This is a genomic window from Cutibacterium porci, from assembly GCF_009696315.1.
In the GTDB taxonomy this organism is placed as follows: domain Bacteria; phylum Actinomycetota; class Actinomycetes; order Propionibacteriales; family Propionibacteriaceae; genus Cutibacterium; species Cutibacterium porci.
In genome coordinates this window covers 100,940-126,480 of sequence record NZ_VUMG01000002.1, presented here as the reverse complement: position 1 = coordinate 126,480, position 25,541 = coordinate 100,940, and the positions used below count along the sequence as shown (strand labels likewise).

Annotated in this window: 32 protein-coding genes and 1 pseudogene; 19 read left to right on the top strand and 14 right to left on the bottom strand. The window is 58.5% G+C overall.

Annotated elements, in window-relative coordinates; all coding sequences use genetic code 11:
• Positions 1 to 576 precede the first annotated feature (576 nt).
• The 4 genes from FYJ43_RS04600 to FYJ43_RS04585 all read right to left on the bottom strand — a co-directional run bounded on the left by FYJ43_RS04600 (position 577) and on the right by FYJ43_RS04585 (position 4,979).
• Complete coding sequence (locus FYJ43_RS04600) at positions 577 to 1,332, bottom strand: ABC transporter permease (protein WP_154562511.1); 756 nt, start codon at positions 1,330 to 1,332, stop codon at positions 577 to 579.
• A 733-nt stretch (positions 1,333 to 2,065) separates the two neighbouring features.
• Positions 2,066 to 2,998 carry an ABC transporter ATP-binding protein gene (locus FYJ43_RS04595; RefSeq protein ID WP_154562509.1) on the bottom strand — a complete coding sequence of 311 codons (933 nt, stop codon included), beginning with the start codon at positions 2,996 to 2,998 and terminating at the stop codon, positions 2,066 to 2,068.
• A gap of 74 nt (positions 2,999 to 3,072) precedes the next feature.
• Positions 3,073 to 3,267: a hypothetical protein gene (locus tag FYJ43_RS04590; RefSeq protein ID WP_154562508.1), complete on the bottom strand. Its 195-nt coding sequence runs from the start codon at positions 3,265 to 3,267 to the stop codon at positions 3,073 to 3,075.
• 1,154 nt (positions 3,268 to 4,421) lie between these two features.
• Positions 4,422 to 4,979, bottom strand: a complete 558-nt coding sequence (locus tag FYJ43_RS04585) for a DDE-type integrase/transposase/recombinase (protein ID WP_154562506.1) — start codon at positions 4,977 to 4,979, stop codon at positions 4,422 to 4,424.
• 269 nt (positions 4,980 to 5,248) lie between these two features.
• Here FYJ43_RS04585 and FYJ43_RS04580 point away from each other — a divergent pair, with 269 nt between their 5' ends.
• The 3 genes from FYJ43_RS04580 (at position 5,249) to FYJ43_RS12230 (ending at position 6,316) form a co-directional block, all read left to right on the top strand.
• Positions 5,249 to 5,566 (top strand): hypothetical protein, encoded by a 318-nt coding sequence (locus tag FYJ43_RS04580; RefSeq protein ID WP_154562504.1) that lies wholly within the window; start codon positions 5,249 to 5,251, stop codon positions 5,564 to 5,566.
• Between the two features lie 35 nt (positions 5,567 to 5,601).
• The gene (locus tag FYJ43_RS04575; protein ID WP_229771629.1) at positions 5,602 to 5,937 is read left to right on the top strand and encodes a hypothetical protein; all 336 of its coding nucleotides are present in this window, start codon (positions 5,602 to 5,604) and stop codon (positions 5,935 to 5,937) included.
• Between the two features lie 142 nt (positions 5,938 to 6,079).
• A complete protein-coding gene (locus tag FYJ43_RS12230; protein WP_326833432.1) occupies positions 6,080 to 6,316 on the top strand; it encodes a DUF3024 domain-containing protein in 237 nt (78 codons plus the stop codon).
• 421 nt (positions 6,317 to 6,737) lie between these two features.
• Here FYJ43_RS12230 and FYJ43_RS04565 read toward each other — a convergent pair whose 3' ends face one another.
• Genes FYJ43_RS04565 through FYJ43_RS04540 form a run of 6 tightly spaced genes read right to left on the bottom strand, consistent with a single transcriptional unit; the run spans position 6,738 to position 14,520 of the window.
• A complete protein-coding gene (locus FYJ43_RS04565) occupies positions 6,738 to 9,293 on the bottom strand; it encodes a DEAD/DEAH box helicase (RefSeq protein WP_326833338.1) in 2,556 nt (851 codons plus the stop codon).
• A complete protein-coding gene (locus FYJ43_RS04560) occupies positions 9,290 to 11,143 on the bottom strand; it encodes a site-specific DNA-methyltransferase (protein WP_154562502.1) in 1,854 nt (617 codons plus the stop codon). Before FYJ43_RS04560 ends, FYJ43_RS04565 begins: the two co-directional genes overlap by 4 nt.
• Positions 11,144 to 11,398 carry a helix-turn-helix domain-containing protein gene (locus FYJ43_RS04555; RefSeq protein WP_326833337.1) on the bottom strand — a complete coding sequence of 85 codons (255 nt, stop codon included), beginning with the start codon at positions 11,396 to 11,398 and terminating at the stop codon, positions 11,144 to 11,146.
• Positions 11,386 to 13,116, bottom strand: coding sequence for a DUF2326 domain-containing protein (locus FYJ43_RS04550; RefSeq protein ID WP_154562501.1), 1,731 nt, complete (start codon positions 13,114 to 13,116; stop codon positions 11,386 to 11,388). The genes FYJ43_RS04555 and FYJ43_RS04550 overlap by 13 nt, the downstream gene beginning before the upstream one ends.
• Positions 13,094 to 13,333 carry an ABC-three component system middle component 7 gene (locus FYJ43_RS04545; RefSeq protein ID WP_154562499.1) on the bottom strand — a complete coding sequence of 80 codons (240 nt, stop codon included), beginning with the start codon at positions 13,331 to 13,333 and terminating at the stop codon, positions 13,094 to 13,096. The genes FYJ43_RS04550 and FYJ43_RS04545 overlap by 23 nt, the downstream gene beginning before the upstream one ends.
• Positions 13,330 to 14,520, bottom strand: coding sequence for an ABC-three component system protein (locus FYJ43_RS04540; RefSeq protein ID WP_154562498.1), 1,191 nt, complete (start codon positions 14,518 to 14,520; stop codon positions 13,330 to 13,332). Before FYJ43_RS04540 ends, FYJ43_RS04545 begins: the two co-directional genes overlap by 4 nt.
• Positions 14,521 to 14,996: 476 nt before the next feature.
• Here FYJ43_RS04540 and FYJ43_RS04535 point away from each other — a divergent pair, with 476 nt between their 5' ends.
• From FYJ43_RS04535 to FYJ43_RS04510, 6 genes are all read left to right on the top strand, one after another.
• Positions 14,997 to 15,620, top strand: a complete 624-nt coding sequence (locus tag FYJ43_RS04535; RefSeq protein WP_154562496.1) for a sigma-70 RNA polymerase sigma factor region 4 domain-containing protein — start codon at positions 14,997 to 14,999, stop codon at positions 15,618 to 15,620.
• Positions 15,617 to 15,868, top strand: a complete 252-nt coding sequence (locus FYJ43_RS04530) for a hypothetical protein (RefSeq protein ID WP_154562494.1) — start codon at positions 15,617 to 15,619, stop codon at positions 15,866 to 15,868. Before FYJ43_RS04535 ends, FYJ43_RS04530 begins: the two co-directional genes overlap by 4 nt.
• On the top strand, positions 15,865 to 16,119 hold the full coding sequence (locus tag FYJ43_RS04525; RefSeq protein ID WP_229771627.1) for a hypothetical protein: 255 nt from the start codon (positions 15,865 to 15,867) through the stop codon (positions 16,117 to 16,119). The genes FYJ43_RS04530 and FYJ43_RS04525 overlap by 4 nt, the downstream gene beginning before the upstream one ends.
• A gap of 64 nt (positions 16,120 to 16,183) precedes the next feature.
• Positions 16,184 to 16,513, top strand: a complete 330-nt coding sequence (locus FYJ43_RS04520; protein ID WP_154562492.1) for an ssDNA-binding protein — start codon at positions 16,184 to 16,186, stop codon at positions 16,511 to 16,513.
• A gap of 17 nt (positions 16,514 to 16,530) precedes the next feature.
• Positions 16,531 to 16,740 carry a lipopolysaccharide assembly protein LapA domain-containing protein gene (locus FYJ43_RS04515; protein WP_154562491.1) on the top strand — a complete coding sequence of 70 codons (210 nt, stop codon included), beginning with the start codon at positions 16,531 to 16,533 and terminating at the stop codon, positions 16,738 to 16,740.
• A gap of 86 nt (positions 16,741 to 16,826) precedes the next feature.
• A complete protein-coding gene (locus tag FYJ43_RS04510) occupies positions 16,827 to 17,600 on the top strand; it encodes a DNA-directed DNA polymerase (protein WP_229771626.1) in 774 nt (257 codons plus the stop codon).
• A 243-nt stretch (positions 17,601 to 17,843) separates the two neighbouring features.
• Here the strand turns inward: FYJ43_RS04510 and FYJ43_RS04505 are convergent, their stop codons facing one another.
• Together FYJ43_RS04505 and FYJ43_RS04500 are read right to left on the bottom strand one after the other, a co-directional pair.
• On the bottom strand, positions 17,844 to 18,326 hold the full coding sequence (locus FYJ43_RS04505; protein WP_154562489.1) for a MarR family winged helix-turn-helix transcriptional regulator: 483 nt from the start codon (positions 18,324 to 18,326) through the stop codon (positions 17,844 to 17,846).
• Entirely contained in the window at positions 18,319 to 18,741 is a 423-nt protein-coding gene (locus FYJ43_RS04500) for an SRPBCC family protein (RefSeq protein WP_154562488.1), read from the bottom strand. Before FYJ43_RS04500 ends, FYJ43_RS04505 begins: the two co-directional genes overlap by 8 nt.
• 254 nt (positions 18,742 to 18,995) lie before the next feature.
• Between FYJ43_RS04500 and FYJ43_RS04495 the strand changes: the two are divergent.
• The 8 genes and pseudogenes from FYJ43_RS04495 (at position 18,996) to FYJ43_RS04465 (ending at position 22,870) form a co-directional block, all read left to right on the top strand.
• A pseudogene (locus FYJ43_RS04495) lies at positions 18,996 to 19,750 on the top strand (phage antirepressor).
• Positions 19,747 to 20,019: a DUF7768 domain-containing protein gene (locus FYJ43_RS12630; protein ID WP_456064345.1), complete on the top strand. Its 273-nt coding sequence runs from the start codon at positions 19,747 to 19,749 to the stop codon at positions 20,017 to 20,019. The pseudogene FYJ43_RS04495 and the gene FYJ43_RS12630 overlap by 4 nt, the downstream one beginning before the upstream one ends.
• Positions 20,016 to 20,267 carry a DUF7768 domain-containing protein gene (locus FYJ43_RS12625; protein WP_456064344.1) on the top strand — a complete coding sequence of 84 codons (252 nt, stop codon included), beginning with the start codon at positions 20,016 to 20,018 and terminating at the stop codon, positions 20,265 to 20,267. Before FYJ43_RS12630 ends, FYJ43_RS12625 begins: the two co-directional genes overlap by 4 nt.
• A gap of 17 nt (positions 20,268 to 20,284) precedes the next feature.
• Positions 20,285 to 20,566, top strand: coding sequence for a hypothetical protein (locus FYJ43_RS04485; protein ID WP_229771625.1), 282 nt, complete (start codon positions 20,285 to 20,287; stop codon positions 20,564 to 20,566).
• Positions 20,567 to 20,614: 48 nt separating this feature from the next.
• Entirely contained in the window at positions 20,615 to 21,742 is a 1,128-nt protein-coding gene (locus FYJ43_RS04480; protein ID WP_154562486.1) for a phage major capsid protein, read from the top strand.
• Between the two features lie 14 nt (positions 21,743 to 21,756).
• On the top strand, positions 21,757 to 22,089 hold the full coding sequence (locus FYJ43_RS04475) for a head-tail adaptor protein (protein ID WP_229771624.1): 333 nt from the start codon (positions 21,757 to 21,759) through the stop codon (positions 22,087 to 22,089).
• Positions 22,089 to 22,505: an HK97-gp10 family putative phage morphogenesis protein gene (locus FYJ43_RS04470; protein WP_154562484.1), complete on the top strand. Its 417-nt coding sequence runs from the start codon at positions 22,089 to 22,091 to the stop codon at positions 22,503 to 22,505. Before FYJ43_RS04475 ends, FYJ43_RS04470 begins: the two co-directional genes overlap by 1 nt.
• Positions 22,502 to 22,870: a hypothetical protein gene (locus FYJ43_RS04465; protein WP_154562482.1), complete on the top strand. Its 369-nt coding sequence runs from the start codon at positions 22,502 to 22,504 to the stop codon at positions 22,868 to 22,870. Before FYJ43_RS04470 ends, FYJ43_RS04465 begins: the two co-directional genes overlap by 4 nt.
• A 27-nt stretch (positions 22,871 to 22,897) precedes the next feature.
• On the opposite strand, the gene FYJ43_RS04460 is transcribed toward FYJ43_RS04465, so the two are convergent.
• Together FYJ43_RS04460 and FYJ43_RS04455 are read right to left on the bottom strand one after the other, a co-directional pair.
• The gene (locus FYJ43_RS04460) at positions 22,898 to 23,155 is read right to left on the bottom strand and encodes a Txe/YoeB family addiction module toxin (protein WP_154562480.1); all 258 of its coding nucleotides are present in this window, start codon (positions 23,153 to 23,155) and stop codon (positions 22,898 to 22,900) included.
• Positions 23,152 to 23,397: a type II toxin-antitoxin system Phd/YefM family antitoxin gene (locus FYJ43_RS04455; protein ID WP_154562478.1), complete on the bottom strand. Its 246-nt coding sequence runs from the start codon at positions 23,395 to 23,397 to the stop codon at positions 23,152 to 23,154. The genes FYJ43_RS04460 and FYJ43_RS04455 overlap by 4 nt, the downstream gene beginning before the upstream one ends.
• A gap of 39 nt (positions 23,398 to 23,436) precedes the next feature.
• On the opposite strand from FYJ43_RS04455, the gene FYJ43_RS12620 reads away from it, so the two are divergent.
• Positions 23,437 to 24,285, top strand: coding sequence for a major tail protein (locus FYJ43_RS12620; RefSeq protein WP_456064343.1), 849 nt, complete (start codon positions 23,437 to 23,439; stop codon positions 24,283 to 24,285).
• A gap of 134 nt (positions 24,286 to 24,419) precedes the next feature.
• Positions 24,420 to 25,538: a hypothetical protein gene (locus FYJ43_RS04445; protein WP_154562476.1), complete on the top strand. Its 1,119-nt coding sequence runs from the start codon at positions 24,420 to 24,422 to the stop codon at positions 25,536 to 25,538.
• Positions 25,539 to 25,541: the final 3 nt, after the last annotated feature.

Genomic DNA, 25,541 nt, shown 5'->3' with positions numbered 1-25,541 from the left:
ACCGAAACCAGCGTGTCGCTCCACCACGGCACAGCTAGTATCACCTTTCGCGCGACTAAGCCCAAGCATTACCGCCTCGCACCAGGCATTACCTCTGCCTGAAGCAACCACTGTCGCCCTCCTTGCAAAGCAACAAGTCGGCATGAGAATCACACAAATCGTAAACGCCAGAACGGACCCACGTACCCCACACCCGGACTCCTACGCAAGTCTTACAGCCACATGGTTGACACCGGCCAGTACGAGCGACACATAGCCCCGAACAGCACGGACGCTACCCACCACAGCCGCAACGAGGTCACAGAGTGCATTCAACCGCCTCGCGGTGCCACGGCAGACACAGCAAAGCTCGAGCGGTGCTGGGCACCGTTCAGGCTTCTCATTGTTGTCTGTACTCAACTTGGGCTACAAAGCCTAGATGGATGCAGAAAACAGGTAGATGAGTGCAGTATTTAGTGCCATGGGGAAAATATGACCGGTTTCAGAAATTGAGAACAACTGTGACCTCTACTTCTCATGCGTCAAACACCACAGATAAGCCATACAAAGCCAAAACCATTAATTCTCACTTAGAATCTAAAACTGACTCTTATCAGATAGATCGAATGTCTTGCTCCTCAATACGACATCCATAGCTACCAATAGTGCGACAAAGCCTACACAAACAAACAAACTTGTAGAATAGTCTACGAATGGACTCTCACCAATCAACGGTGTTCTACACAAATCAATTAGGTATGTGACTGGATTCAGTCGGGATATTACATACACCCAACCAGAAAGAGACTCCACAGGATAAAACGCACCTCCGAGCGTAACCATCACGACAACCGCAAAGGAAACTGCCAGAAAATTATCATACAGAATTGAAATTTTTAGCAGTACTAGCGATAAGAGATAACTCGTAACAATTAGGAGGCTCAACCCTGCGAGCGCGATTTTCGTAGCGGAACCCGTGTGATGAATTTCTAAGAGTGGTGCGGAAACAATTAAAATAACAAAACTTTGAATTGACGCAAATACAGTCTGGACAAGCGCTTGTGCGGCTGAAAAGCTATGGAATCCGCCTGGCGCAAGGAGAATTACATCAGATCTCAATCCGCGAATATCATCACGCGCTTCATAGCTAGAACCTTGTACGGAGTTCACAATGACATTTACGAGCGCAACTGAAATCACCATGAATGCAACTCCGGTTCCAGTTTCGATATATGTCGATGCAAAAACTGCGAAAAGCACAACGGAAAGCAGTGGGCGTACCGCCATGGAGAAGGTATCAATTGGATTTCTCCGAAGGGTTGTGAGGAGCTTGAACGCTACGGCAGTATTCACCGGTCACCCCCTATTACTCCTACTTCTCGGTATTTTTTCGTCGATCTCATCACCCAAAACAGTCCGGCCATCACGAACACTACACTCACCAGAAGAGAAACCAAGAGGGGAACGACATTGTTTGTGCGAACAAATTCATTTAGATAAGTAAATGGTGAGATTAACGATCCTATTTTAATTACACCGCTAAGTGCCGCCAATGGCCAGAGCACACAAGATAGAACTTGCAGAATATCAAGAATAAGATTTATGAAATGAAACGTTCGACTGAACCGAATTTCGAAGCCGAATACAAGACAAACTATCCCCAGAGTCACTGGTACGGAAAGCAAGGCCTGTAGGAGCATCCTGACTATCACTATTGGAAAGCCTAGGAGCAATCCCAGTATTGCAGTCGAAAGCAGCGAGGACAATAGATAAAAACCACAAACGCCCACCGAGTAACCGAGTAGCCACGATACAACAGTTCCTTCCGACATGAGGAAAGTATCCAATCGCCCACCTGATGAAATACCTTGGATCGAGACAAGACATTGGATGACTACCGCAGCAAAGAAGGACCAGATCATGTTTGTATAAATATATGGACGCTGACTCTCCTCGCTTAGATAGGTAGCACCGAGGATAAGCAGAGGTAACACCTCCATAATTGGGGTTATGACCAAGAGCTTAGTCCATATACTTGGCATCCTAGAGTTCATAACGACACCATATTGCGCATGAGTAAGCACATTCATTGCCCGCCCCCGGCCAGAAGGAAGAATGTATCGCGCAGGAGTGGAGCACGTGATGAATAGCTATACCCGAGCTCTGCAATATCGCTCATATCAGTAACCCCAAAAAGCAAAACTTCCGCGTTCGCGGGATTTGATTCTCGTATAACTAGTCGCCATCCGGGGTTCTCCTCAGCTCTTGACCGGACGCTTCCTATTTTATCAGCGGGAACGGTGAGTGAATATACCGTTTCACCCGCAATTCTTCGAAGATTCTCAGGAGATCCATCGGCAACTATCTGGCCGTTCGACATAAACAAAACGCGATCACATAAATCATCTACTTCGTTCATCAAGTGTGTGCAAATTATGACACTAGTGCCATTAAATGAGAGGCGACGGATCACCTCATAGAGTTCTGTGGCAGCCAAAGGGTCCAACCCTGTTGTCGGTTCATCCAAAAAAAGAATCTGAGGTCTGGAAATGAGCGCCCGCGCAATATTCGCTCGTTGCTTGAGGCCAGTAGACAGCTTCCAAACCTGTTCATCAGCACGATCGATAACACCACAAAGCGAAAGCACCTCGTTGATCCTGTCACGCTTAAACTTCTTCGGAACGGAGTACAGTCGGGCGACGTACTCTAGGTTCTCCTGCACAGTTAACATCCCAAAGAGCTGATTGCTGTTGCTTGCGAAGCCAATTTTCGAGCGCCATTGACTCAGCAACTTCTTATTATGATCGCCTAATAAGTCCAAGCCTGCGACATAAAGCTTTTCTGCATTCGTCGGGACCCAAAGACTACTGATGAGTCGCAAGAACGTGGTTTTACCAGCACCGTTAGGGCCGATAATCCCGACAGTTTCACTCGACATAATTGTTAGGTCATCAATCTTAAGAGCGACCCTACTCCCGAACTCCTTCCTAAGGTTTTTAATTTCAATTATCGGCTCCATATCAGCTCCTGTGTTACGTGTTAGGCTCGCGGGTGTTTGCTTGGGGCACTATGGCCCCAAGCAAACACCCGCTACTAAATTCCTGGACTGCTCAAGCTGCAATGGCACGTACCCATATAGACTTTCAGCATCGATTGCTCCAGATCGATCTCCTCAATTTCAAATGGGCTATCCTCGGTGTCCGCGACAGCTTCGAGAAGTCCAATTGTCTTTTCAATGAGATTGTCCAGCACCTTGTCCGATTCTGGCGTTGTGAGAGTGGACATCATTCACCTCCTTCCTAAAATCCGTTCGAAAAATCGTCGAAAAAGGTAAAAGTATCCGCTGAGGCATCCGCTTTTCTTATTTGAGTCTCGAGTGCGCTTTGAGCCACTCCATACCAGGATTTCTCATTCAAAAATTCTCGGGCTGACAGCTCATACTCACTGTCGCTTGGACTTCCAGGCCTGAACACATTATCAGCTTGATCAAAAAACCATGGGAGCGAGTCAGGGTGCACGATACGAAGAATTTCTCTCGCGATACCTGTTAGACATAAATTCGACGTGATTCTTGGCGCCTCTGGTCGTCCAAATAGCCGCCTAGACATAGCGTGAAAAAGCAGCTGTTCCGAATTTGCGCCTAGTGCATATAAACCAGAGCGAACAGCTATTAGTCTAACTTGCTTAACAGGAAGATTGCACAGCATATCGAGACTTTCGTCAATAGCGTCAATATTGAGAGTCGAGAATGTTGTCTGAATTGTAACTGGGATATCATTGTCATTACAATTCCCTATCGTTGCAATCGCACGATCAAATGCTCCCCAAGCATGGCGAATAGCTCTCTTGAACCATCAATACTTACCTGTACGCTGCTTACACACTTAGGCTTCGGACTACAACAGGACGAGAGCCGTTGGTTGCGATTGACACACGAGCCCCAGCAAATGACATCCCGGCGATTATCTCTCCGAGATTTTCCACCAACGTAGGCTCACCTCCGCCAAGTACTACATCTATTTCCTCGCGTCGTGCAAGCTGCTCAACAATCGGAAATATCCTACTCATATCCGCTCTGTGTTGAGCTGCCGATTCAACGTCTACGTAATAAAAGGGACACGAGAAACAACACTTACTCGTCACAGGCACTATACGATCTGGACACTCGTAAGCTCAATCCAGAGTGCAGATGTCTCAAGTCAGTTCCTTATTCTAATGAGAAACGGATCGCTCCTTCCGGGTCTTAATTCCCACCTTTACTCGAAAATGTTCTCCCGAATGGAGTGGCCTAAGAATTAGGTCCAGTCGGTTTAAGCGTTGACCGTGTTTGCTTGGCTCCATTGGTCCGCATATTTCCGTGGGCTGACGTAGTCCAGAGAGGAATGCGGACAGGCGTTACTGTAGCACAGTGACCACTGGGCCACGAGTATCCGGACGTGCTCCTAGTTCTCGATACCACTATCTTCGAGCAGTTCGTCCCTCATCCGGTTGTGGACATTCCCGTTATGCCAGGGCTGGCCTGGTGGGATGAACGCTTGGGTCGTCTCATCCTCTCCAGTCGAGGTGTGGAGGGCTTGGGCGCTGATGTCGCGTCCGTTATCCATCCGGATCACCCTCCGGCGCCCACCATGCTCGAGACACGCGAGGTCGAGCAGCTCGATCACCGAAGCCGCGTCGATCTTCTTGTCGGCCGCGACGGCGACGTACACGCGAGTGCGTTCGTCGATAGTGTTGCAGATCTTGATCGCCTTGCCATGCCTGGTCGAATCAAGCCGGAAATCAAGTGCCCACACATCGCGCGGGTATTGTTGCCCGGCAGGAACGTCACGATGAGTATCTGCTGCCAGACGCTTGCGCTTCTTCCCAGGCAGAGCGCGTACGCCTTCTTCACGCCAGATCCGCCGGAAGGTTTCGCGGCACACCCCATAGCCCTCGGCGAGAGCCTTAATCCAGGCGCGCCGGTGTCCCCACCGGCGGTGATCACGCGCGAACTCATGCATCCACGCACGAAGGTCTGCGTATTTATAGCGTTCGATCGCTCGCAAACTCTCCTCTAGGAGCCTGGGCCTGGTGCAACCGTCAGGCTCGATAGTCGAGTCGATTCGGCTGAATTGAACCGACGCGGACGCCAGCGCGAGTCCCGCGCGTGAGAGTTGGTTCACGCCCCGTCTGCCCTCGAGCGCCTCCCGGGTGCGTTGGAAGCGACATGCTATCCGTGCGCTCACGAGTGACGTATGGACCCGTCACCACCACGACGAGAGGAGCTTCCATGACCATCGCCTGCGCACCAGCTACGGCCACTCCCCCAGCGATCACGTTCGAGCCGTTCACGTGGGACAGCCGCACCTGGGCTCTCTACCGGCGAGCATGCTGCCTGCTGCGCAACCTCATCGTTCGAGGAGCCTGCACCTTTCACGAGGCTGAAATGGTACGACTCCAGATAGCCGAGGCACTGGGCTGGATCCACGCCCTCACCGAACCAGCATTGGACGGCGCCCACGTACTGGCGCCGGGCAGCTACCTGCGACAGCACCACGGCTACCTATGGTGCGGACACTGCGGAGAACCCTACGGCCGCAAGCACTAGCGCACTGCCACCCCGCACGCAGCACTGGTGTTTGAATGCCCGACGGACTACAGCATGCGCGGCACCTGCAGCACCCCACACACATCTATCAGGCCCACCTCAAAAGCCGGGCAAACCTACTCATGCAGAAACTCTGCCGAAGCAGCGACGTCCCTGCCCTCATCACCAGAGATCTGCCCGATACGGCCGAGGCCATCCGGCAGGTCCTCGCGGTGCGACCAGACCGAGCACTGTTCCAGCTCGAGGATGTACTCGCGCAGGTCGGGTGTGCGACGGTTGCCAGCACAACGCGGATCATCGCGGGGACCACGACCGGCGAGACGATCACCATCCCGCTGATTCGCGGATGGACACCCAGCCGAGACCGCTGAACAGCCAGGCCTGAGAACCAGGCACGATGGACGGTAGCGTTGAGGCGTGGCCATGCCCGACATCGATCTGAAGCGTATCCGCCGCTGGTGCGATGCCCGCGTCCCCAAACACCTGTGGGACCAGCTGTAGGTCGAAGCCGACATCGAACCCCGTCACGTCACCATCGACGAGGTCCGCCCACCTTGGGACGGCCACGGTGACCACATCCGCTTCCCCATCGCCCGGCTCCGTTACACCAAGACCACCGGTATGTGGAGCCTGTATTGGCGCGACCGCAACCTCAAATTCCACGCCTACAACATCGCACCGACACCCACTGTGAAGAAACTTCTGGATCACGTTGCCGACAGCGGGGACCCGATCTTCTTCGGCCAGTAACCCGGTTGGGCTACTTTTTCATCGGCGAATTCCTTGCAGCTGCGTCGATCGCGACCGCTTGGCTCTTGTTCCGTCGACCGTCTGCAGCGAAGTTGATATCTCGGCTTGTCAGACCGTGTACGGACGCACGAGCAACAAGCCCATCTCCGCGGTCACCAAGTCCACAGGATCGACCACAGTGGTCTGCGGGGTCTGCGGGCACACATACCGGCGCGATCCCGGGCAGTTGGCATGTCCAACGCCGGGCTGCGTCAACGATTCGGTCACAGCGGCCGCTCTGCGACAGAACTTCCGGCTCGCCACGCAGATCCTCACCGCCCGCTGTACGCCCCGAGCCCGCTGGTTCTTGCAGGGTGCGTGCTCCCCGAGGGCAGCCTGGTTTCGTGTTCACCAATGGCAAGGCAGTCACACTGCCAGCTGGTCAGACCTCATTCGTGACCGGTGCCGAGTAGGCCTTGAGATCATCCCAAGAGTCAGCACGCTGGGTGTCTGCCTCGTAGGCAATGAGGTAGCCCCAGTTCTGGTCGGCGAAATCATCATCGGCCACCAGACGACGCACGAGGGCTTCGGCAGCCTTGCGTTTGGCCTGGACCTTCTCGTTGTCTCGGCCCCGCTCGTCCTTACCTTCAATGATCCAGTACACGCCTTGATCGTCCAGTGCCACGAAGTCAGGGAAGTAGCGGTCCTTCGAGGTGTAGTAGACGAAGGCCTGATCCTGCGGGTGCAACCTGTGCCACCACACAATGTGTGGGGACGTGTTGAGCAACCGAGCCAACAGGTACTCACCGGTGTAGGAATCGAAGGACTCTTCAGCAAACAGGGACTTCGACCAGCCACCGTAAACGCGTCCACGCACGAACTGCGAGCGGTCCTGAATCTGGTCGTGCACCTGTTCTCCCAGCGGGAGCGTGTACCCGTTTCCAGGCTCGCGCTTCGGATGAATGGACGGCACCTCGCGCGTCGAGCGGAGGGTCTCCACGATGTACCCGTGCACCAACGTGCGAAGTTCGTTCTCGGCAGAGGCCAACGACTTGACCGTCCACTCGGTGAAGGTGACGTGCTTCATGAACGTCGGCACCAAATACCGCGCGACGTAGCGGATCGTGGCATCGGTCTTGGGGACCATGCCCATACCGACGACAAGCTTATTCAGCGCCAAATCCACATCGGATGTCTCAAGAGGGATCGACTCCACCTCAGCGGATTCACGGTCCTCGACGCGCAACCTCTTACCGAGCGCGGCGACGATCTCCTTGCGCAGCAGAACATCGCCGGTGTGGGTGACGCGTTGGGCGGCCGCACGGATCTGGTCGTCGTGAATGTCGGACAGATCGATCGGAGGCTGTTGCACGCTTACCCGTGTCACGGGGAACCAGTACTCCACCTCAGCGAATACCGGATTGCGTTCGATGGTTACCAGCTGCACCGGATCGGTTGCCTCGTCCTCGAGGTCGGAATCCAGTGACCGCACCCCCAGCCCGGGCAGACTGTCACCTTCGCCCGGATTCTCCACCGGCACCACTCCCGGAGTCTGGTCGGTGGGTCGTGCGGATCCCGCTTCAGACGCATCGGGACTAGTGGTGGTCATCCCAACGCTGGGCTGGGGAGGTTCGGGTTGTCCGGCGTCTCGGATCGCACACTGCACCGCGGCTGGATCGGCTGTGGTGGTGTCCTCCAAGCCGAACTGCTGGAGCACGTTCTCGGCTGCGAGCAGTTCGGTGAAGGACTGGTGGGCGATAATGTCGAGCTGGTCAATCTGCCCCACACCTGTGTATCGGCCAAACGGCAGGCGCAGGCCGCGGCCCATAGTCTGCTGGGTCAGCACCTCCGAGGCCATCGCCCGCAAGGTCACCACCACAGCGACGTTCTTGACGTCCCAACCTTCCTTGAGCTTGTTGACGCTCACCACCGCGAGAACCGACGAATGCGGGGCATCCAGCTCATTGAGGCGACGCTGGGTCACCTCATCGTCATGTTTCGTGTCCACCTGCAGCACCGCATCTTCCTTGCCGAGGAACTCAGGGGTCCGCAGCAGCTCAGCCACCTGAGTGGCGTGGTCCACATCGGAGCAGACCACGAACGCAACCGCGTTCAGCGACGGACGATTGTTGGCCTGCGCATAGTCGTCATAGTGGGCCTGCTTGATCGCCCGCAGGGCTAGCGCGTCACGCAGCTGCTGCTCTTCTGAGGCGGGCGTGGCGTCATACCCGGCCTTGCGGAATGCCAACACTGGGGCCTTGACGAAGCGGTCGGCGATCGCCCGATACAGCGGATAGGTGTAGATCACGTGATCCGTGGCATCCACCGAGGCGGTGAGCCCGATCGTCGCCGCCGGGTCCAGCTCCTTCAACGCCGCACTAAACGCCACCGCCGACGCTCCATACAGGTGCGACTCGTCTGCGATGACAACCAAGTCATCCAGACCCTTGAGGTAGTCAAACAGCACGCCCGCGTTCTCATCGAAACGCCGTGGCTTGCGACGCTGCGCCTCCGCCCCGGAACCCTGGGTCTCGCCGTCCTCCGACTTCGGAGCAATCAGCTGCTGGATGTTGAAGATGAACGCCAGCACCGGCTTCTCCCGACCAATCGAGAGCATCTCGGCGCCATTCTGCCGTGCGATCCACGCCGAATAATCCTGCGGGGTGACCACCTCCGGCGGCACCACCGAACCAGCGATGTAACGCGGCGAGCCGGGGGTGAAGTTCTGCAAGGTCTTGGCCTGCACGGTCTTGCCCGGTGTCACGATCACCACATTGCCCACACCTTGGCGGCGCAAGTACTCGATGAACGCCGCCATCAGGTATGTCTTGCCCACGCCCGTCGCCAAGTTCAACACCTGCATTACCGACGGGTCATAGTCACCATCGAGGGTAAAGATCAGCTGACGCAGCGCCTCCTTGTTCGGGGCACGCAGGTCGAAATCCGAGGCGATCTGCTCCAAGAGGTCCGAGTCGAACGAGATGGCAAGCCTGCTCACAGTTGCGCCTCCTTCTGGTAACTGAAGACATCATCGGGCACGGCCACCACACGCGACCCCTTGCACACCTTCCGCAGATGCTGCCGCACCCCATCCAGCACACTCGTGGCAACCAACACCAGTGTTTCACCCGGCGAGAGTTCCTTGACTAGGTCATCCACCAGCTCGATGGTGGCCACACCCTCAACCACCTTCAGCAACGTGTTCCCGCGCCGCCCCTCGAAAACGTAGTCATCATCGGGATGCAACAGGCTGAACCCCAGATTCGCCGCCACCGACTCGATCAGCACCTGCCCTGTCGCCTCCGGCGTCAACACCACCCGATCCAGCACTGGGTCATAGTCGAAACACGATGGTGACAGATGCGCCACCTGGAACCCGCCGCCACCCCGCCAGTTCACAACATCCTTCGTGCGAACCGTCTTCGCAGCAGCCTTGAGCGCCTTGACCCGAGGATCCTTCTTTGCCACCGGATCAGCCGCGATCAACTTGTTCAACACCGACGTGAACTTGGCTGCGTCCCCAGGCGAGACACCCTCAGGCAACTCGACATTCTCCGCGGCGATCCGCTCCCCCTTTGTGCGCGTCACACCACCCGGATCCTGATCATTGATCACCTTGGTCAGACGTGCCTTGGTGAACCGCTCGAACGTGTCAGCAACCAGCTCACACGTCACCCAACGACGCCCCATCTTCTGCGCCACCGCTGCCGTCGTCCCCGAACCGGCGAACACATCCAAGACGATGTCGCCCGGGTTGGAACCAATGGTGATAACCCTTTCCAGGAGCCGTTCCGGCTTGGGAGTGGAGAACGGCTGTTGACCCGGGAAGAGCAAGAGAATCTCCTTCTTTCCCTCTTGGCTGTGGCCAACCTCCTCATGGGGCCACCACGTCGTCGGCACCCTGCCCTGCATCACTTCGGAGAGGAAACGCTTCAGCTGCGGAGCGCCCTGACCCGACGCGCCGAACCACACCCGATTGTCTTCGAGCAGCTCCAGATAGCGGTCCTTGGTATAGAGCCAGCACCGCCCTGACGGGGGATCGAAAGACAGACCGGCGGGGGTAGTTAAGGTGTAACGCTGGGATTCGCGCTCGTTCTCAGCAGGATTGAACTGCGCGGTAAAGTTGTCAGGACGCCAACGACCACGAGGATCGTCGTCAGGATTCTGGTACACCAGATTTTGAGCGTCAGACCGCGGCAGCAAGTTGCGGACTGCCTTGAAGCGTTCCTGATTGAGGCAATAGACGAGGATGGTGTCGTTCGAGTGGGAGATCACCGACCTGTTCTCCGGCGAATAGGTCTTCTGCCACTGCATCTCCGCTACAAACCGATCCGCCCCAAACACCTCGTCGAGCAGGACGCGCATGCGGTGGACCTCAACATCGTCGAGATGCACCCAGATTGAACCGTCTTCTGAAAGCAACTTCTTGAGGTGCAGCAGTCGGTCGCGCATCATGGTGAGCCAGACCGAGTGTTCGAGGTTGTCCTCGTAGTTGGCAAAAGTCTGCGCCGTGTTGAAGGGCGGATCAATGTAGATCAGCTTGATCTTGCCAAGGTATTTGTCCGCCAACTCTGGTACGCGAGTCAATGCTTCAAGGACGTCGCCGGACTCACCGAAGATGAGCAGGTTATCGTTCTGCGGCTCCAAGTCGGCGCGCTCGGAGTAGGCGAACTCGTCGGTCTTGGGGGTCTGAGTTCCGCGGACGTAGTCGTCCATGATGAGGGTGTGGGTCTCGCAGTAGCGTGGGTCGGAGGGATCAACCCAGGTGTAGCCGTACTTCCCGTTCTCTGTGGGGATGAGGGCTTTGTCTTTGTTGTACCAGGTGAGCTGGAGGCGTTGCGCTGCCATCTACTTAGTTTCTCCCTTCGGTATTGTCGGGATCGCTTCGCAGATGTCGGCTATGTCGCAGTCGAGGAATTGGCAGATCCTGAGCAGGGTGTCGGTTTGAATGTTGGCTCCTTTACCGAGTTTGGCGATGGAGCCTGAGCTGATACGTGTCTCTCTTTGGAGATCCTGTTTACGGAGGTTGCGGGTTTTGAGGAGATTCCAGAGCTTTTCGTAGCTCATCCGTAGCTGCAGGCTCGCGTTTTCTACAGTGGCCACTGTTCACTCCTTAGCGTGTCGGCAAGGTCTTGGAGGGATTGGGCTTCTTGTTGGATTTCTTCTGGGGCCTTGGCTCCCTCTTTGTTCCATGCAAATCCGTAGAGGGAGTGTTCGTCCTCTCCGAGTTGGATGACGGTTGTCTCCTCGACATGTTTTTGGGTGCATTCGGTGTAGGACTGATCCTTGTCGAATGCGATAAAGATCTGCTTGGTCGTGAAAGTGCGATACAGGTCAAAGATTTTTTCGACTAGGTCGTCACTGATGTTCTTGATCAGCGGTGAGTCGTGGATGACGGCAGGCAAATCGGTGAGAGCGAGAATTGTGAGGTCGAACAGGATCAGGTTCTTGTCCGAGGCTCCCGTCCCATCGTCAACGGGTGATCCGTACCGGTACTTCTTGTTCTCGTCGAAACGTATGCTTGGTGGAATACGACGGGTGTCGTAGAGCAAAGCATCGAATATGGCCAGTTGTGTGTTGATTTTGTCGGCCATCTGGTTGAGAAGTGCTGGGCGTTGAGCGTCAAGTCGTTCCTTGGCTTCTTCCTTTGCTACTCGCACGTCTTCGCTGGTTTCCCACGCATTGACTTGCTGCTGAAGTAGTTCGACGCGTTGTGCAACATCGCCGATCTCTTTGTATTTGTCTGCCGAAAGCTCCACGGGCACGTTCTTACGTCGAAGTTCTGACTCGATGTGTCCAATAGCCGTGTCGAGGCTGGCGAGTTCCTCCTCGAAGGTTTGTTTCTGAGCTTGCAACTCGGTGTCGAGGATGGTGGCGAGTTCTTCGTGGAAGGTTTCTACTTGCTCGATGCGTCGCACATCTACTTCGGGAAAGAAGTGCTGGAGCTGGTCAAGTTGTACCTGCTTGATCAGGACCTTGCTGCCTTGCTGTTCTTCTATGCGCTTGATGCGGCTGCGCGTGATTCCTGCCTTGGTGCGCAAGGCGTGACGCTGTTGGAAAAGTTCCTCGACCTCTTCGTCTCGCTTGTATTGAAGATCGAGGAGCTGCTGATCGGATTCACCATTGAGCCCAGCGAGGTGACGTTGCACCTCGGCGAGTCGCTCTTTTGCCTCGTTGTATTCGGTCTTGGTTTTTAGAGCCATGGTCTGGATCAGGTCGTGGTCGCGCACCGCGTTCAATGCTCGTAGTTGTTTGCTAGCGTCTCGATAGGGCCTCTCCAGTGCGATGATCTCGTCATAAACACCGAAGAGCTTCTCTAGGACAGCGATACCTGCGCTGGCTGGCTCGTCAAGGTCGGCTCGCATTGGCTGGGTGACGAGCCCTGCAGCATGTTCTTGGATTCGGAAGAATCGCGCGACGATGTCCTCGAATGTGGCGTCGATACCGCGAAGCCCATAGTGCTCTTTCAAGTCGCTTCGGAACTCGTCGATGCTGATACGTTCAGCTCGTAGCTGACCTGCAGTGTCTTGGTAGGTCTGGACGAATCCTGGTTCATCGGTTGCGCGTGAATAGGTGCGGTCTTCTCCGTTGAACCGGAACGTGAAGAAGATCGAGTGGTGCCCTACCGCTCCGATGGCCGTTGAGCTCAGAAAATCGTCGACGCCGAAGGCGAAAGCGACGATCGACAAGAGGGTTGATTTGCCGATTGAGTTCTCAGCGCGTGTGCCGCCTCTTACTGTGTTGAGGCCGAGATGGAAATCAATGGGTGGTCGTATCTCACCAGCGTCGATGAACTTATCAGACCATAGTCGGGCCAACATGAGCGATCACCTGCCTTTCATCAGTGATCTCCACGGCTCCGAGTGCGTAGAGACACATCATCGTGTCGAGGAATTCGTCCGGGCCGCCAAGGGTAGCTTCCACGCTCCGAAAGAGGTCGAGGACTGCCATGGGGCCGGATTCCAGTGGTCCGAGGACTACTGGCAGGTTTGCGAGTGTGGATTCTTCGAAGGAAAACAGCTTATTCGGAAGTCTCATCGGAACACCTGACAGTTTTGCACGAAGTAGCTGATGACTGCCTCGCATGCCTCTATTCCGCCATGGGTTTGGTCGTTCAGCCATGAAACGAGCCGAGTAAAGATCTCCGGCTCAGGTGCTTGAGCCTGATCCATCGCATCAAACAGATCTGCGACGGTACGGGCGAATGCATCGAACCCTCCAGGACGTACCAGTTCGTTGCTCTTCAACACCGTGTCGATGTAGCAAAAATAGACGGCGACGTAGCCCAAAATCTTGTTCGCCAACATGACGGTTCGAGGGTCTGGGAGTTTGGTTCGCACCCTTAGGGGTTCGGTAATTTCGATGTTGAGATCGGCCTGATCTGCGTCAGGTAGTTGCCGGATGACCTTTGCGATGGCTTCTTCTACGTCCCTTTTTGCGACAATGTCACTGATTTTGTGGTTGCGCTGCTGCGCTTCCTTGATGATCTTGGCCTGAGCAATGTCATCCGGTGATGGTTCCGGCCCGTAGGAAACGGCGCAATCATGGCAGCAAGCAAGGAGGTTTGTTGGGGAGGCCGTATCACCGTGGGGATCTATGATCACGATCTCAACATCGGTAACGGGTTTGCCAGAAGAGTTGGCAAGCAGAGGCTTCTTACAGGACGTAAATGAGCACAGCCCTTGAGCTTCACCCATCAAGAAATTCTCATACTCGGTCCGCGCGAGGGCTTGACGAGCGAGGCTGACCTTTTCCATCGCGATCTCGTGAGCGAAATCCCTTTCACTACATTCAGCGATCAGCTCAGCAGCTTTGTCGCCGACCCATTCCGCCAGATTCGCCCGCCCAATGTTGGTATCAAAGACTCTCAACGCTTGAGAAAGACGATCTTTGGCCGTCGGGACGAGCGCGCGCACCTTCTTCTCGAGCTCAGTGGTGTCAAGGTAATAGAGAATCTCATCGGCGTAGTCCGGTCTGAACCCAGTGGGTTTTTCAATGATTGAGCGCATGTAGTCATCACTCCACCGATCAACCGGGTAGTTCTTGCGGGTGTCTTCAAAATCGGCATCGTAGGGAAGCTTCGTGACCATTTTGACGAATGAGCGCACCACCTTGGCATTCGCCTTTCCCAGACCAAGGTGCTCATTCAAGATCTTGATGAAAGTAGCGACCTGCTCGGCAACCGTGCCGAAAACAGCCGGGTCTGCCAAGAGTGATGTTGCCAATAGATCTGACCTCCTTCGGCTCATCACAAGCCATCACACGTCGTCACAAAATCCCGTCACAACCGGCTTCATAGCGTCATCTGTGAAGGACGAAGTCGTTAGTCGAGCCGAATACGACCTGAGTTCCATCGTACTGGATCTTCGCATTCGTAGAGATTCATATCGATGGTGTCTCTTGGTCAGGCATCGCCAAGCGTCGGAGTCCTTCCCGGGAGAGGCCGATGCCGTCGACACATCAGCATCCCCCGCAGCCCCAGATGGCAACCGCCACCAGGGGAACGACGAAGACTCGACCTTGATCACGCCGAGTGTCAACAACTCCTGAGCTCAGGTTCGCCCCCTAGGAAGAACTGCAGGTAACGGCGGGGCGGGCATCCACCACGGATGTCCGCCTTATGCCATACCTGCACCCAACCTTCCTCAACGGCTAACAACGCCACCACCTGTGGGTCTTCCGCAACGAATGCGGAGGAGCCATGAAGCTCACGATCACGTCAGAACCCATTAGCAACTACACCAGCGCGAAGGCACGTATCGACCGTGACCTCGAAGTCACGCCTGAGGAGGTAGCGGCGATGATCGCCGCCGACCTCACGCAGCGCCAACAGGCAGCCGACGACCCGTCAACCATCAAGCCGCGCACAGCCCAAGACATTGTCACCGAGCTCGGGCGCGATGAGTACAACACGTGGCACACGGTGTGGCGGCAAGACCGCGACAAGGATGTGTTGTGTTCCTGGGAGGTGTGGAACGCCCACGGCAACCAAGACCTCTATGTCACGGCCTCAGCGGAAGACCAATTCTTCGCTGTCGAAGAACAGCGCACGCGCGATGCGCTAAATGTGCTGATTGAGCAACTGATCGACGGGCTGCCAGAGGTGCAGCGCGCGGTGGCGATCGCGATCTTGGTTGAGCAGCGTCCGGCGGTCGAGGTCGCTGGCGAGCGTGGGGTGAACAAGGCGGCTGTTTCGCAGGCATTGAAGCGGGCCAAAACAACACTGGTCCAGAAGCTGCGTGAGGCAGGTGTTAACTCTTCGTCGGTTTCTGGCCTTCAGTTGAGCGACGCACAGCGTGGCGCTCAGGAAGGACAGAACCGATGAGTACCAAGCTCAAGCTCCGGGTCGGCAAGAAGCCCGACCCAGCGGCAGCGATCTCGACCACGGAAATCCGGGCCAACAAACGCCTGATCCGTCAGGTCTTCGGCACCGCGACGCCGCGTCTGGCCATCATCTTGCCCGGCTCCTACACCACTGAAATCGAAGTCCGTATGGCCAACGCTGACGACGACGATCTTATGGCGCTCGCCCGCGCGGTCGGCGTGACCGGCAAAGGTGGTGATCGGGCATGAGCATCACCGAGGCCAACCGTTTCATCACCGCGTTAAACCGGGTTGCAGAGGGTGCGACGATGCTCGCCCAAGCGATCGAAGAAGCGGCCTGGGAAGGCATCGAAGACCACGTGCGCATGCCCGGCACCCGCCCGATCGCCGCCGCCCAGCTTGCCCAACCAGCCCTCGACGACGACGCCGAGGAATACGAAGCCACCCACCAGCAGGCAAACCCGCCCTTGTTCCCGAGTCCGACACACGGCCTGTACTGAAGATCCAGTCAGCGGCCAACGAATTCATTGCAATCAAGTAACAACGAAGAAAGGTAAGACAAACATGTCTGCAACGAATCCGACCCGTGTGGTCACAGGCGAGGTCCGCCTGTCCTACGCCAACATTTTCGAGGCGAAGTCCATCCAGGGCGGCAAGCCCAAGTACTCCGTGTCGCTGATCATTCCGAAGTCCGACACCGAGACCCTGGCCAAGATCGAACGCGCCATTGACGCGGCGATCGATGCCGGGATTGGCAAGTTTGGTGGCAAGCGACCGAACAAGGCCGCCTTGAAGCTCCCGCTGCGTGATGGCGAATCGCTCGGCGGCAACCGGATCAGCGCCGAGGCTGACTTCGGAGGCTTCACCACCGCGTCGAACGACTTCCTCAACTAGAAGAGCGGAGAAGCATCATGAACGAGTGTTATTCAGCAGCGCTGTCGGCAAACACCACCACAGTCGTGGCAATGTTCGTTGGCGCTGTCCTCGGTCTCATCGTCATAAAGGTCGCCTCTGTGATTGCCGAACGGCGGGCTATCCGCCGCGATCGCAAGCGCATCGACAAGCTCATGGCTGACACCGAGGCTGAGCTCGAGAAGTACCGCGGTGACCACGACCGCTAAACCGTCACCCGTGCTGGGAGGACACCACGCCCACTTCTGCGGTGTGGTCTCCTCCCAGCACCCATTGTTTTTAGGAGGTGTCGCGCATGCGTGAACTCTTCATTGACATCGAGACCTTCTCGCCGGTGAACCTGGCGAAATCCGGGGTGTACCCCTACGCCGACCACGACGACTTCGAGCTCCTCCAGTTCGGCTACTCGATCGACGGTGGCCCGGTCGAGGTCGTCGACCTCGCGGACGGCGAGCAGTTCCCCGATACGGTGCTGGTCGCGCTGGTCGACCCGCGTGTAGTGAAGCGGGCGTTCAATGCCGCGTTCGAGCGCATCTGCCTCTCAACCTGGCTGGCCAGACAGCATCCAGAGTTCATGACGGGCCGCAGGTTTGTGGATCCTGCTCAGTGGCGCTGCACCATGGTGTGGTCTGCCTACCTCGGCCTGCCGATGAGCCTGGAGCAGGTCGCCACCGTCCTTGACCTGCCGGTGCGGAAAGACAGTGCGGGTAAGAAACTGATCACCCGTTTTTGCACCCCGACCAAACCCAGCGTCTTCAACCAGGGCGGGATGCGAAACCCGCCTGCGTCTGACCCGGACGGGTGGGAGCAGTTCATCTCCGACAACCGGCGCGACGTCGAGGTTGAACTCGCCATCCATGACCGGCTGGCCGACTTCCCGCTCCCAGACTCCGAATGGGACACCTACGTCCTTGACCACCGCATCAACGACACCGGCATCCGACTCGACCGGGTGCTCGTGGACCACGCGGCTCAGTGCGACCGGCAGCACCGCGCCACCACGCTGGCCCGGGCTCAAGAATTCACCGGACTGGAGAATCCGAACTCGCCGATCCAGCTCAAGGACTGACTCGCCTCTCATAACACGCCACTGCAATCACCGACGAAAGACGAAGTCGCCGCCGCTCTGGAGTCGGCTAACTGTGAGGTGCGCGAAGTCCTCCAGCTGCGCGGTGAGCTCGTGAAAGCATCGGTGCTTTCTGTCGGCGAGGGGTGTGAGCTGATGCCCACTGCGCCTGATTGGGCGGACGGCCTGCCTCTGGATGCCGACGGTTACGAGTGTGACTGCTACCGCAAGGACTGACCGGGTGGGTCAGTGTGGGAACCGTTGGTCGAGTGCTCCGCGTAATTGTTCGTCGGTGAGGAACTGTGCGAGTACTGCGGTTATTTGGTGCATGTCGTCAGCAGACAGCTCGGCATGCTGGCGTGAAGCGATCAGCGCATGAAACTTGCCGGTCACTTCCCGCACCTTCTGCAAGGTGTCCTTACCTGCCGGGGTCAGCGCGTGGAGCGTGGCTCGCCGGTTATCGACCGGGGTGGAACGAATCGTGAGCCCCTTGTCGGCCAGGGTTTTCAGCAGACGCGAAGGACTCCCGGACTCGCACACCAGCAGACTTCCAACCTGCACGGTGGTCAAGGGCCCGTAATCGCCAATCACCTCCAACGCCTCCGCCTGCGAAGTCGTCAACCCCAGCGGGGCCAGCAGCTCCGCAAGCTCACGGTTGCCCTGCCGCTGCAAGGCCAGGATCAGGTAGCGCAGCCGCTTCGCCACTTCTTCCAGTGATGTGTCATGCATGGTGGCCAACCGTCGGCTTGTGTGCCAGATAGTCCGCAAGTCGGGACAGTCGCTTGCCAGGCACGAGCGATGCTTCGGAGCTGCCGATTACCCGCGTCAAAACACCTTCCTGAACAACCCGATGCGTCACCGTAGCCCCGCCGGAGAGCTTCGTGATCGTCCAGGTGGAACGCTCGGACAACCCTGGGATCACAATGCTCATTACCAGATCGGCGTCACTGCTCGTGCTGTAAGTGAGCGTGCCAGACAAGATGCCTAACGCTCGGACATGCCAGGCGCCATCATTTGCCGGTGTCACCGAGGTGAAGGCCGGGTTCCAGTCAGGCAGATGAGTGGCGTCGAGGAGCACGTTGAGGATGGCGGCGCGGGAAGCGGCGACGGTGATCGTTGCAGAATAATCAGAAACCAATGACATGTCATGAATGCTATCATGCGGGTGCCCCACAAACCGCCTTCACCGTCCTCGACTCCAGTGGCACGGATTGTGTCGGGGCCGCTGCGGCGATTCTCCTAGTGACCCGTCCGGATTTGTCGGTGCTCGGGGGCGTATGGGTGAGAGCCTTCCTCACGCCGTGTCCGGTTTCGGCGCCTGCCATGCCTGACAGGTGAGAGCCTGGCGCATCCCACGCCCGCGATTGTCTACCCCGGCTCCCGGAAAAGGAGCCGGTCATGGCTACCCCGCGACAAGCGTTCACTAACCGCAAGTTCGGCACGATCCGAACCATCACCTCGGGCGGGCAGATCCTGTTCTGCGGCAAGGATGTGGCTACCACCCTCGGCTACACCAACCCGAACAAGGCACTCCAGGATCACTGCAAGGGGGGTTCCGTTTCGTTACCCCTTGAAACGTCTGGCGGCGTCCAGCACGTCAGCTTCATTAGCGAGGGTGACCTGTACCGGCTCATCTCCTCCTTCAAGCTCCCCGCAGCCCAGGATTTCGAAGCCTGGGTTGTCGACGAGGTCCTACCCACCATCCGCCGCCATGGCGTCTACGCTATCGATGAGCTCTTGGACGATGACGAGTTCCTTGAGCGCGCCATCATCCAGTTTCGCTCCGAGCGGGCCAAGCGGCTGGCAGCCGAGCAAGCCCTGCTTGAGGCCGCCCCGAAGGTCTCCTTCTACGACATCGTGTTGCAGTCAGACTCGCCGTTGACGACGACCGAGATCGCGAAGGACTATGGGCTGTTAGAGAAGAAGCTGAACTTGCTGCTGCACGACGCCGGAGTCCAGTTCAGGCAGCCTGGCCACTGGTTCCTCTACGCCCACAGGGCTACACGCAGTCGAAATCTCACGAGTACAACGAGGGCAAAATCAAAACGCACATGTACTGGACGCAGAAGGGTCGCTTGTTCACCTACGATCTGCTGAAAAACCAGCTCGGCTTGCTGTCCGTGATTGAGCAGAACGGCGGTGACGCCGCATGACCATCACTGCGATTCTGACAAGCCTGGACGTGGGGTTTTCGCCCCACAACATCGAGGGCTACCCAGACCCCACAGCATTCAAAGCGCTCAAGCTCGTGCAGCGGGCCGAGTACGGCTACCGGCCCTTGGCCTACATCTGCTCACCGTATTCCGGCGATGTGGAGGTGGCGAGTGCGTTCTGCGCCCACGCCGTGCAGCGGCAGAAGATTCCGTTGGCTCCGCACGTGTACTACCCCCAATTCATGAACGACCAGGATCCCGAACCGTGAGAGTTGGCGATGCTTTCAACCGCGTCCTGCTCTCCAAGTGCGAGGCGATCTGGGTCTACACCGGTCGCGTCTCGGCAGGGATGCGCGCCGAGATCGAATGGGTACACCACCTCGAGCTACCTATCCGCTATTTCACTGCCGGTTTTGAGGAGGCCTATGGCACCGATGACCATGCGTACCGCCACCGTCACAGGCCAGCAGAACAACGCCCACTACCCGAACCGGCACGAGGTCACCACTGTGGCTGATGCAGAGGCGAGATTTCATGACAAAAGATGGCACGAACCGGGGCGGACGGCGCGTCCGTGCAGGTGCGAAATTCGACCCGCTGAATGAGAAATTCGCCACCGGCCGCCCCGCAACCCGACTCACCACCCCGCACGAGTTTGATGTGTTTGAGTTGGATGGCACCGATTTCGGTGATGGCGCGGTGCTGCCCGGTGAGCCGATGCCAGAGCCAGATGACTATCTGCCTGCTAAGCAGCGCGACGGCAAACCGCGACTGCTCCTATGGGTCGGTGGGTCGTTGACCTGTATGCCGCCCTGACCAATCAAGCCTACTAACCCTTTGAGGGAGGGCATTTTCACGTCCACGATGACGATTTCTGACCTGCGCACCAAGCGCGCTGAGACCTGGGAGAAGGCCAAGGCCTTCCTCGACGACCACCGCAACACCGACGGCATCTTGTCGGCCGAAGACGACGCCACCTACGCCCACATGGAAGCCGACATCGACGCCCTCGCCAACGAGATCCCCCACTCCGAGCGAGCCCAGCGCCGCGACGCCGACATGGCCCGCGCCACCGCCGCCCCACTCGTGTCCATGCCCGAAGGATCTAACATCGATCCCGAGACTGCACCGTCGAGCCGTCGCGCCACCAACACTTACAAGCAGGCGTTCTGGAACGCGGTGCGCCTCAACGCCTCCCCGCTCGAGGTCCGCAACGCCCTGTCCGAGGGCGTCGACACGGAAGGCGGGTACCTCGTGCCGGACGAGTTCGAACACACCCTCGTGCAGTCCCTGGCCGACCAGAACATCGTCCGCCCACTGGCACGGGTCATCCAGACCACCTCCGGGGACCGCAAGATCCCCGTCGTCGCCACCCCCGGCACCGCGAGCTGGCTCGACGAAGGCAGCGCCTACACCGAGTCCGACGAAAAGTTCACCCAGCTGTCCCTGTCGGCCCACAAACTCGGCACCTTCCTCAAGATCAGCGAGAAACTTCTCAACGATGCCGCCTTCGACATCGAGGCCTACCTGACCGCCGAATTCGCCCGCCGCATCGGCACCGCCGAAGAGGAAGCCTTCATCGCCGAAGACGGCAAGGGCAAGCCCACCGGCATCTTCGACGCCACCGCCGGAGCCCAGGACGGCGTCACCGCCGCCAAGGCCACCGACATCACCGCCGGATCCCCAGACCTGATCTTCGGTAAGCCGGTGCATTCGTCGGCGTTCGTGCCCGAAGTCAAGGCCGGAGCCCGCAGCGTCGCCTTCGGCGACCTGGGCTACTACTGGATCACTGACCGGCAGGGGCGTTCGTTTAAGCGCCTCAACGAGCTGTTCGCCACCACCAAGCAAGCCGTCATCATGCTCGCCACCCACTTCTACGAATCCCGCGACGGCGCCACCGCCGGATACTGGGTCGACAAATCCGGCACCACAGACGCCGTCTGGAACGCTGTCAACACCCTGCTGCGGTTCGACCGCGACTGGAAGATCTAGACAGACACCCGCCCATGATACTAGGCCAAATGCGTACCCTCGTCGGCCTTATCGCACCCATCACCACCACCGATGCGGCCGGATTCGAAGCCACCCGTGACGAGATCATCGCCACCTGCCGTGCCGACATCGAAACCCGCCACGCCACCGCCGTCTGGGTCAACCGGGCCGCCTACACCCAAGCCACCGACAGCTTCCGTATCCGAGCAATCCCCGGACTTATCGTCGACGCCTCCATGGAACTTTCCTGCGACCGCGGCCGCTTCATCATCGACACCGTCGAGAACATCGGCGGACGCTACATAGAGATCCTCGCCCACCACACCGAGCCGGAAGGAACCACGTGATGGCACGCATGCAGATCAACCGGTTCCTCGACAGCCTCCAGACCGTCAGCACTGCGATTGAGGCGTGCGCAGACGAGGTCTTGCACGCCGGGGCCAGGATCGTCGAAGCCCGGATGCGCTCCAACCTCCAACAGGCCATCGGACAAGGACAGCACCCGTCGCGACCCACCGGACAACTGCTGTCCACGCTCGGCATCACGTCGGTCAAGGTCAACTCCGGCGGAGACCACAACATCAAGGTCGGGTTCGCCGAAAACCGCACCGACGGACGCAGCAACGCGCACATCGCCAACGTCCTCGAACACGGCCGCTCCAATCAGCCAGCCCACCCCTTCCTGGCACCCACCCGATCCCAGACCCGAGCCCCCGCCACGAAGCAAGCACTCGCCGCGCGAATCAGTCAAGTACAGCCATGATCGTGCTCGAAACCCTCAACCAGCTCACCCAACAACTTGGGCTACCCTCGGCCGTCGCCCTGTACACAAAGACACCAGCCCCAGACACCTACCTGGTGATCACACCACTGGTCGACACACTCGAGGTCTTCGCAGACAACACCCCCGGCGTGCAGACCGAACAAGCCCGCATCCCCCTATTCACCCGCGGCAACTACCTACCCCTACGCGACCGGATCACCACCGCCCTGCTAAAGGCCGGGCTGACTATCACCGGCCGACAGTACGTCGGCTACGAGGCCGACACCAGATTCCACCACTACGCCATCGATGTCGCCGGACGGGCAGCTCAGCCCAGTTCGGTGTCGCCGTGGCCTGCACGCTGACCGGGCTTATCCGGGGTCTGCCGTTGCCTACTCGTAGTGGAAACGAGCTTGCAAGACCACAAGGTCGTCACCATCGACGAGGTACACCAACCGGTGTTCCTCGCTGATGCGACGCGACCATGTCCCCGACAGCATGTGTCGCAAGGGTTCGGGCTTGCCGATGCCTGCGGTTGGATCACGCAGGGCGTCGTCGATCAACCGGTTGATGCGCTTGAGGGTCTGCCGGTCAGCGCCAAGCCAGTAGGTGTAGTCGCGCCAGCCGTTAGGCGTAAAAACCAGTCTCATCGCACTAGATCGTGCTCATCGCGCTTGCCCGCACGGGCCTGCTCCAAGCTCTCCAGCAGATGCTTAGCATTGGCTGGAACCCGCAGCAGATGCGCCGTCTCAGCCAGCGCGTCATAGTCCGCCCGGGAAAGCAGCACCGCGTCACCATTGCGCGAGGTGATCTCGACTGGCGCGCGATCCTCGTTGACCTGCTGAATCAACGGGAACAGGTTCTTTCGTGCCTCCGTGGCAGTGACAGCCATGACCAACCTCCTCCATATGGTACCGAATCTTGTACCAGTATGCCTCGCGGTGACACTCGCTGCCAACCCGTCGAACACCTCTCCCCCTTGTCGCGTCCCATCCCCCGTGGTGGGGCCGCACCCGCTATCCCTCGTGCCCTGAAAGGACACCACCTATGGCCACGATTGGTTTGGACAAGCTCTACTACGCCACGGTCACTGAGGACCCCGCCACTGGGGCCGAAACCTACGGCAAGCCGGTGCAGCTGGGCCAAGGCGATCTCTGCCGAGCTCGAGGTAGAGGTTGCCGAAGCCACCTTGTATGCCGATGACGGCGCATCGGAGGTGGTCAAGGAGTTTGCCTCCGGCACCCTCACCCTGGGAATCGATGATCTGGGGCCGACGGCTGCTGCAGCACTGGTCGGTGCCCGGGTCGACAGCAACGGGGTGCTGGTGTCCGCCTCTGCGGATGGCGGTGCCCCGGTCGCGATCGGGTTCCGTGCCGCCCGCTCGAGCGGGAAGTACCAGTACTTCTGGCTGTATCGGGTCAAGGTCGCTGTCCCCAAGACGTCTCTGTCAACCAAGGCCGACAGGATCAAGTTCGCCACTCCTGAGATCGAGGGCACGATCTTGCGCCGCAACAAGACCGACACGGCAGGCAAGCACCCGTGGAAGGCCGACGTCACCGAGGGCGGCACCGGGCCCGTCGGCATTGTCCCATTCACGGTGAACTCCCCCGCCGGAACCCTCACCGTCGACGCGGCCCGCATGCTGTGCCACGTCGCAGGCAAAGCCCAAACCGGCGCACTGATCAGCGACTTCCCGACCCTGGTGCCCAGAGCGAACCGGATCATCCCCGGCTCCGGGATAGGCCAACTGGTCATCACGCCCGGCTGGCGCAATCCCTAACCGCCTCAACCCGCAAGGACACCCCGCCATGTTGAGCGTTCACGACCGCACCACCACTGACTTCACCACCAGCGGGCTGGCGGTCCTCGACCCGGCCATCACCGACCCGGCCCACAGCCACCTACCGGATCAACATGGTCGACCTATCCTCCAATCGCGAATACGCCGACCTTGCCTGGTTGGAAACCGTCACCTCGGGTGACACCGTCATCGTGCGCCACCACACCACCGCTGTCACCGCCCGGGTGATGGGTTACACCTTCGACCCGCTCACCGGCTCCTACATCAGTCTGAAGCTGGGTCAGGCCGCAGCCGACCAGGCAGCCGCCGCCCTCACCGAGGCCCACACTGAACTCACCCGCACCGCCAACCAGGTCGCGGCCGCCACCACCGCCATCACCGGGCTGCGTACCGACCTGACAGCGCTAGACACCGAGCTCGACCAGACCCGCACCATTCTTGATTCGGCAACCCGCACCGCTGCTGACGCCAAGTCCGCTGCCGTCGCGGCCGCGCTGCGTGCGGGGATGCTCGAGCCCGGAAACCTCGTGTGGAATCTCCGCTTCGCCCACAACGCCGACGGGTGGGGTACCCCATCAGAGGGCACGCGCACCGTCCACACCAGTGGCGGATACCGCGACGCCTACATCACCTACCGGTGGGCCACGATCACCGGCACCGGTCGCGACACCATCACCAACGGTGACAATGACCCGTCAAAGGTGATCTCCACCGCCAGCGGCCGCAGCTACAGGCTCTCGGTGCGGATCCGTTGCGCACAACCTTTGCCCGCTGGGGCGTTGACCATGTCAATGTTCGGCGACAGCCCAGCCGCCTCCGCGCAGATTCCTGCCAACACGTGGACGCTGTGGGAGGCCGTGTCCACCACATGCGACACCCAGCCCCAGCAAGGTTTGACATGGTTGACGATCACCGGCGTCACGGTTCCCACCGGCGTAGACATTGATCTGTGTGAGCCCACAGTCGTGGAGGCTGCCGGGGATTGGTTGATCATCGACGGCACTATCAAGACCACCAAGATCATCGCCGGGGCCATCACCACCGCGAAACTCACTGCCGAAGCAGTCGATGCGATCAGGATCAAAACCGGCACCATCACGGCCCTGCAGATCGCTGCAGGCACACTGACCGCCGCCCAAATCAAGACCGGGTCACTGACCGGCGATAGGCTGGTAGCCAACACGATCACCGCGGTCAACATCATGGCTGGGTCGATCACCTCCGAAAGCTGACCA

What these genes read in the sequence shown, in the direction of transcription:
- FYJ43_RS04595 (WP_154562509.1), bottom strand. Translation starts at nt 2,998, where the DNA reads ATGGAGCCGATAATTGAAATTAAAAACCTTAGGAAGGAGTTCGGGAGT.
- FYJ43_RS04590 (WP_154562508.1), bottom strand. Translation starts at nt 3,267, where the DNA reads ATGATGTCCACTCTCACAACGCCAGAATCGGACAAGGTGCTGGACAAT.
- FYJ43_RS04585 (WP_154562506.1), bottom strand. Translation starts at nt 4,979, where the DNA reads ATGCATGAGTTCGCGCGTGATCACCGCCGGTGGGGACACCGGCGCGCC.
- FYJ43_RS04580 (WP_154562504.1), top strand. Translation starts at nt 5,249, where the DNA reads ATGACCATCGCCTGCGCACCAGCTACGGCCACTCCCCCAGCGATCACG.
- FYJ43_RS04575 (WP_229771629.1), top strand. Translation starts at nt 5,602, where the DNA reads ATGCCCGACGGACTACAGCATGCGCGGCACCTGCAGCACCCCACACAC.
- FYJ43_RS04560 (WP_154562502.1), bottom strand. Translation starts at nt 11,143, where the DNA reads ATGGCAGCGCAACGCCTCCAGCTCACCTGGTACAACAAAGACAAAGCC.
- FYJ43_RS04550 (WP_154562501.1), bottom strand. Translation starts at nt 13,116, where the DNA reads ATGTTGGCCCGACTATGGTCTGATAAGTTCATCGACGCTGGTGAGATA.
- FYJ43_RS04545 (WP_154562499.1), bottom strand. Translation starts at nt 13,333, where the DNA reads ATGAGACTTCCGAATAAGCTGTTTTCCTTCGAAGAATCCACACTCGCA.
- FYJ43_RS04535 (WP_154562496.1), top strand. Translation starts at nt 14,997, where the DNA reads ATGAAGCTCACGATCACGTCAGAACCCATTAGCAACTACACCAGCGCG.
- FYJ43_RS04530 (WP_154562494.1), top strand. Translation starts at nt 15,617, where the DNA reads ATGAGTACCAAGCTCAAGCTCCGGGTCGGCAAGAAGCCCGACCCAGCG.
- FYJ43_RS04525 (WP_229771627.1), top strand. Translation starts at nt 15,865, where the DNA reads ATGAGCATCACCGAGGCCAACCGTTTCATCACCGCGTTAAACCGGGTT.
- FYJ43_RS04520 (WP_154562492.1), top strand. Translation starts at nt 16,184, where the DNA reads ATGTCTGCAACGAATCCGACCCGTGTGGTCACAGGCGAGGTCCGCCTG.
- FYJ43_RS04515 (WP_154562491.1), top strand. Translation starts at nt 16,531, where the DNA reads ATGAACGAGTGTTATTCAGCAGCGCTGTCGGCAAACACCACCACAGTC.
- FYJ43_RS04510 (WP_229771626.1), top strand. Translation starts at nt 16,827, where the DNA reads ATGCGTGAACTCTTCATTGACATCGAGACCTTCTCGCCGGTGAACCTG.
- FYJ43_RS04505 (WP_154562489.1), bottom strand. Translation starts at nt 18,326, where the DNA reads ATGCATGACACATCACTGGAAGAAGTGGCGAAGCGGCTGCGCTACCTG.
- FYJ43_RS04500 (WP_154562488.1), bottom strand. Translation starts at nt 18,741, where the DNA reads ATGTCATTGGTTTCTGATTATTCTGCAACGATCACCGTCGCCGCTTCC.
- FYJ43_RS12630 (WP_456064345.1), top strand. Translation starts at nt 19,747, where the DNA reads ATGACCATCACTGCGATTCTGACAAGCCTGGACGTGGGGTTTTCGCCC.
- FYJ43_RS04485 (WP_229771625.1), top strand. Translation starts at nt 20,285, where the DNA reads ATGACAAAAGATGGCACGAACCGGGGCGGACGGCGCGTCCGTGCAGGT.
- FYJ43_RS04480 (WP_154562486.1), top strand. Translation starts at nt 20,615, where the DNA reads ATGACGATTTCTGACCTGCGCACCAAGCGCGCTGAGACCTGGGAGAAG.
- FYJ43_RS04475 (WP_229771624.1), top strand. Translation starts at nt 21,757, where the DNA reads ATGATACTAGGCCAAATGCGTACCCTCGTCGGCCTTATCGCACCCATC.
- FYJ43_RS04470 (WP_154562484.1), top strand. Translation starts at nt 22,089, where the DNA reads ATGGCACGCATGCAGATCAACCGGTTCCTCGACAGCCTCCAGACCGTC.
- FYJ43_RS04465 (WP_154562482.1), top strand. Translation starts at nt 22,502, where the DNA reads ATGATCGTGCTCGAAACCCTCAACCAGCTCACCCAACAACTTGGGCTA.
- FYJ43_RS04460 (WP_154562480.1), bottom strand. Translation starts at nt 23,155, where the DNA reads ATGAGACTGGTTTTTACGCCTAACGGCTGGCGCGACTACACCTACTGG.
- FYJ43_RS04455 (WP_154562478.1), bottom strand. Translation starts at nt 23,397, where the DNA reads ATGGCTGTCACTGCCACGGAGGCACGAAAGAACCTGTTCCCGTTGATT.
- FYJ43_RS12620 (WP_456064343.1), top strand. Translation starts at nt 23,437, where the DNA reads ATGCCTCGCGGTGACACTCGCTGCCAACCCGTCGAACACCTCTCCCCC.
- FYJ43_RS04445 (WP_154562476.1), top strand. Translation starts at nt 24,420, where the DNA reads ATGGTCGACCTATCCTCCAATCGCGAATACGCCGACCTTGCCTGGTTG.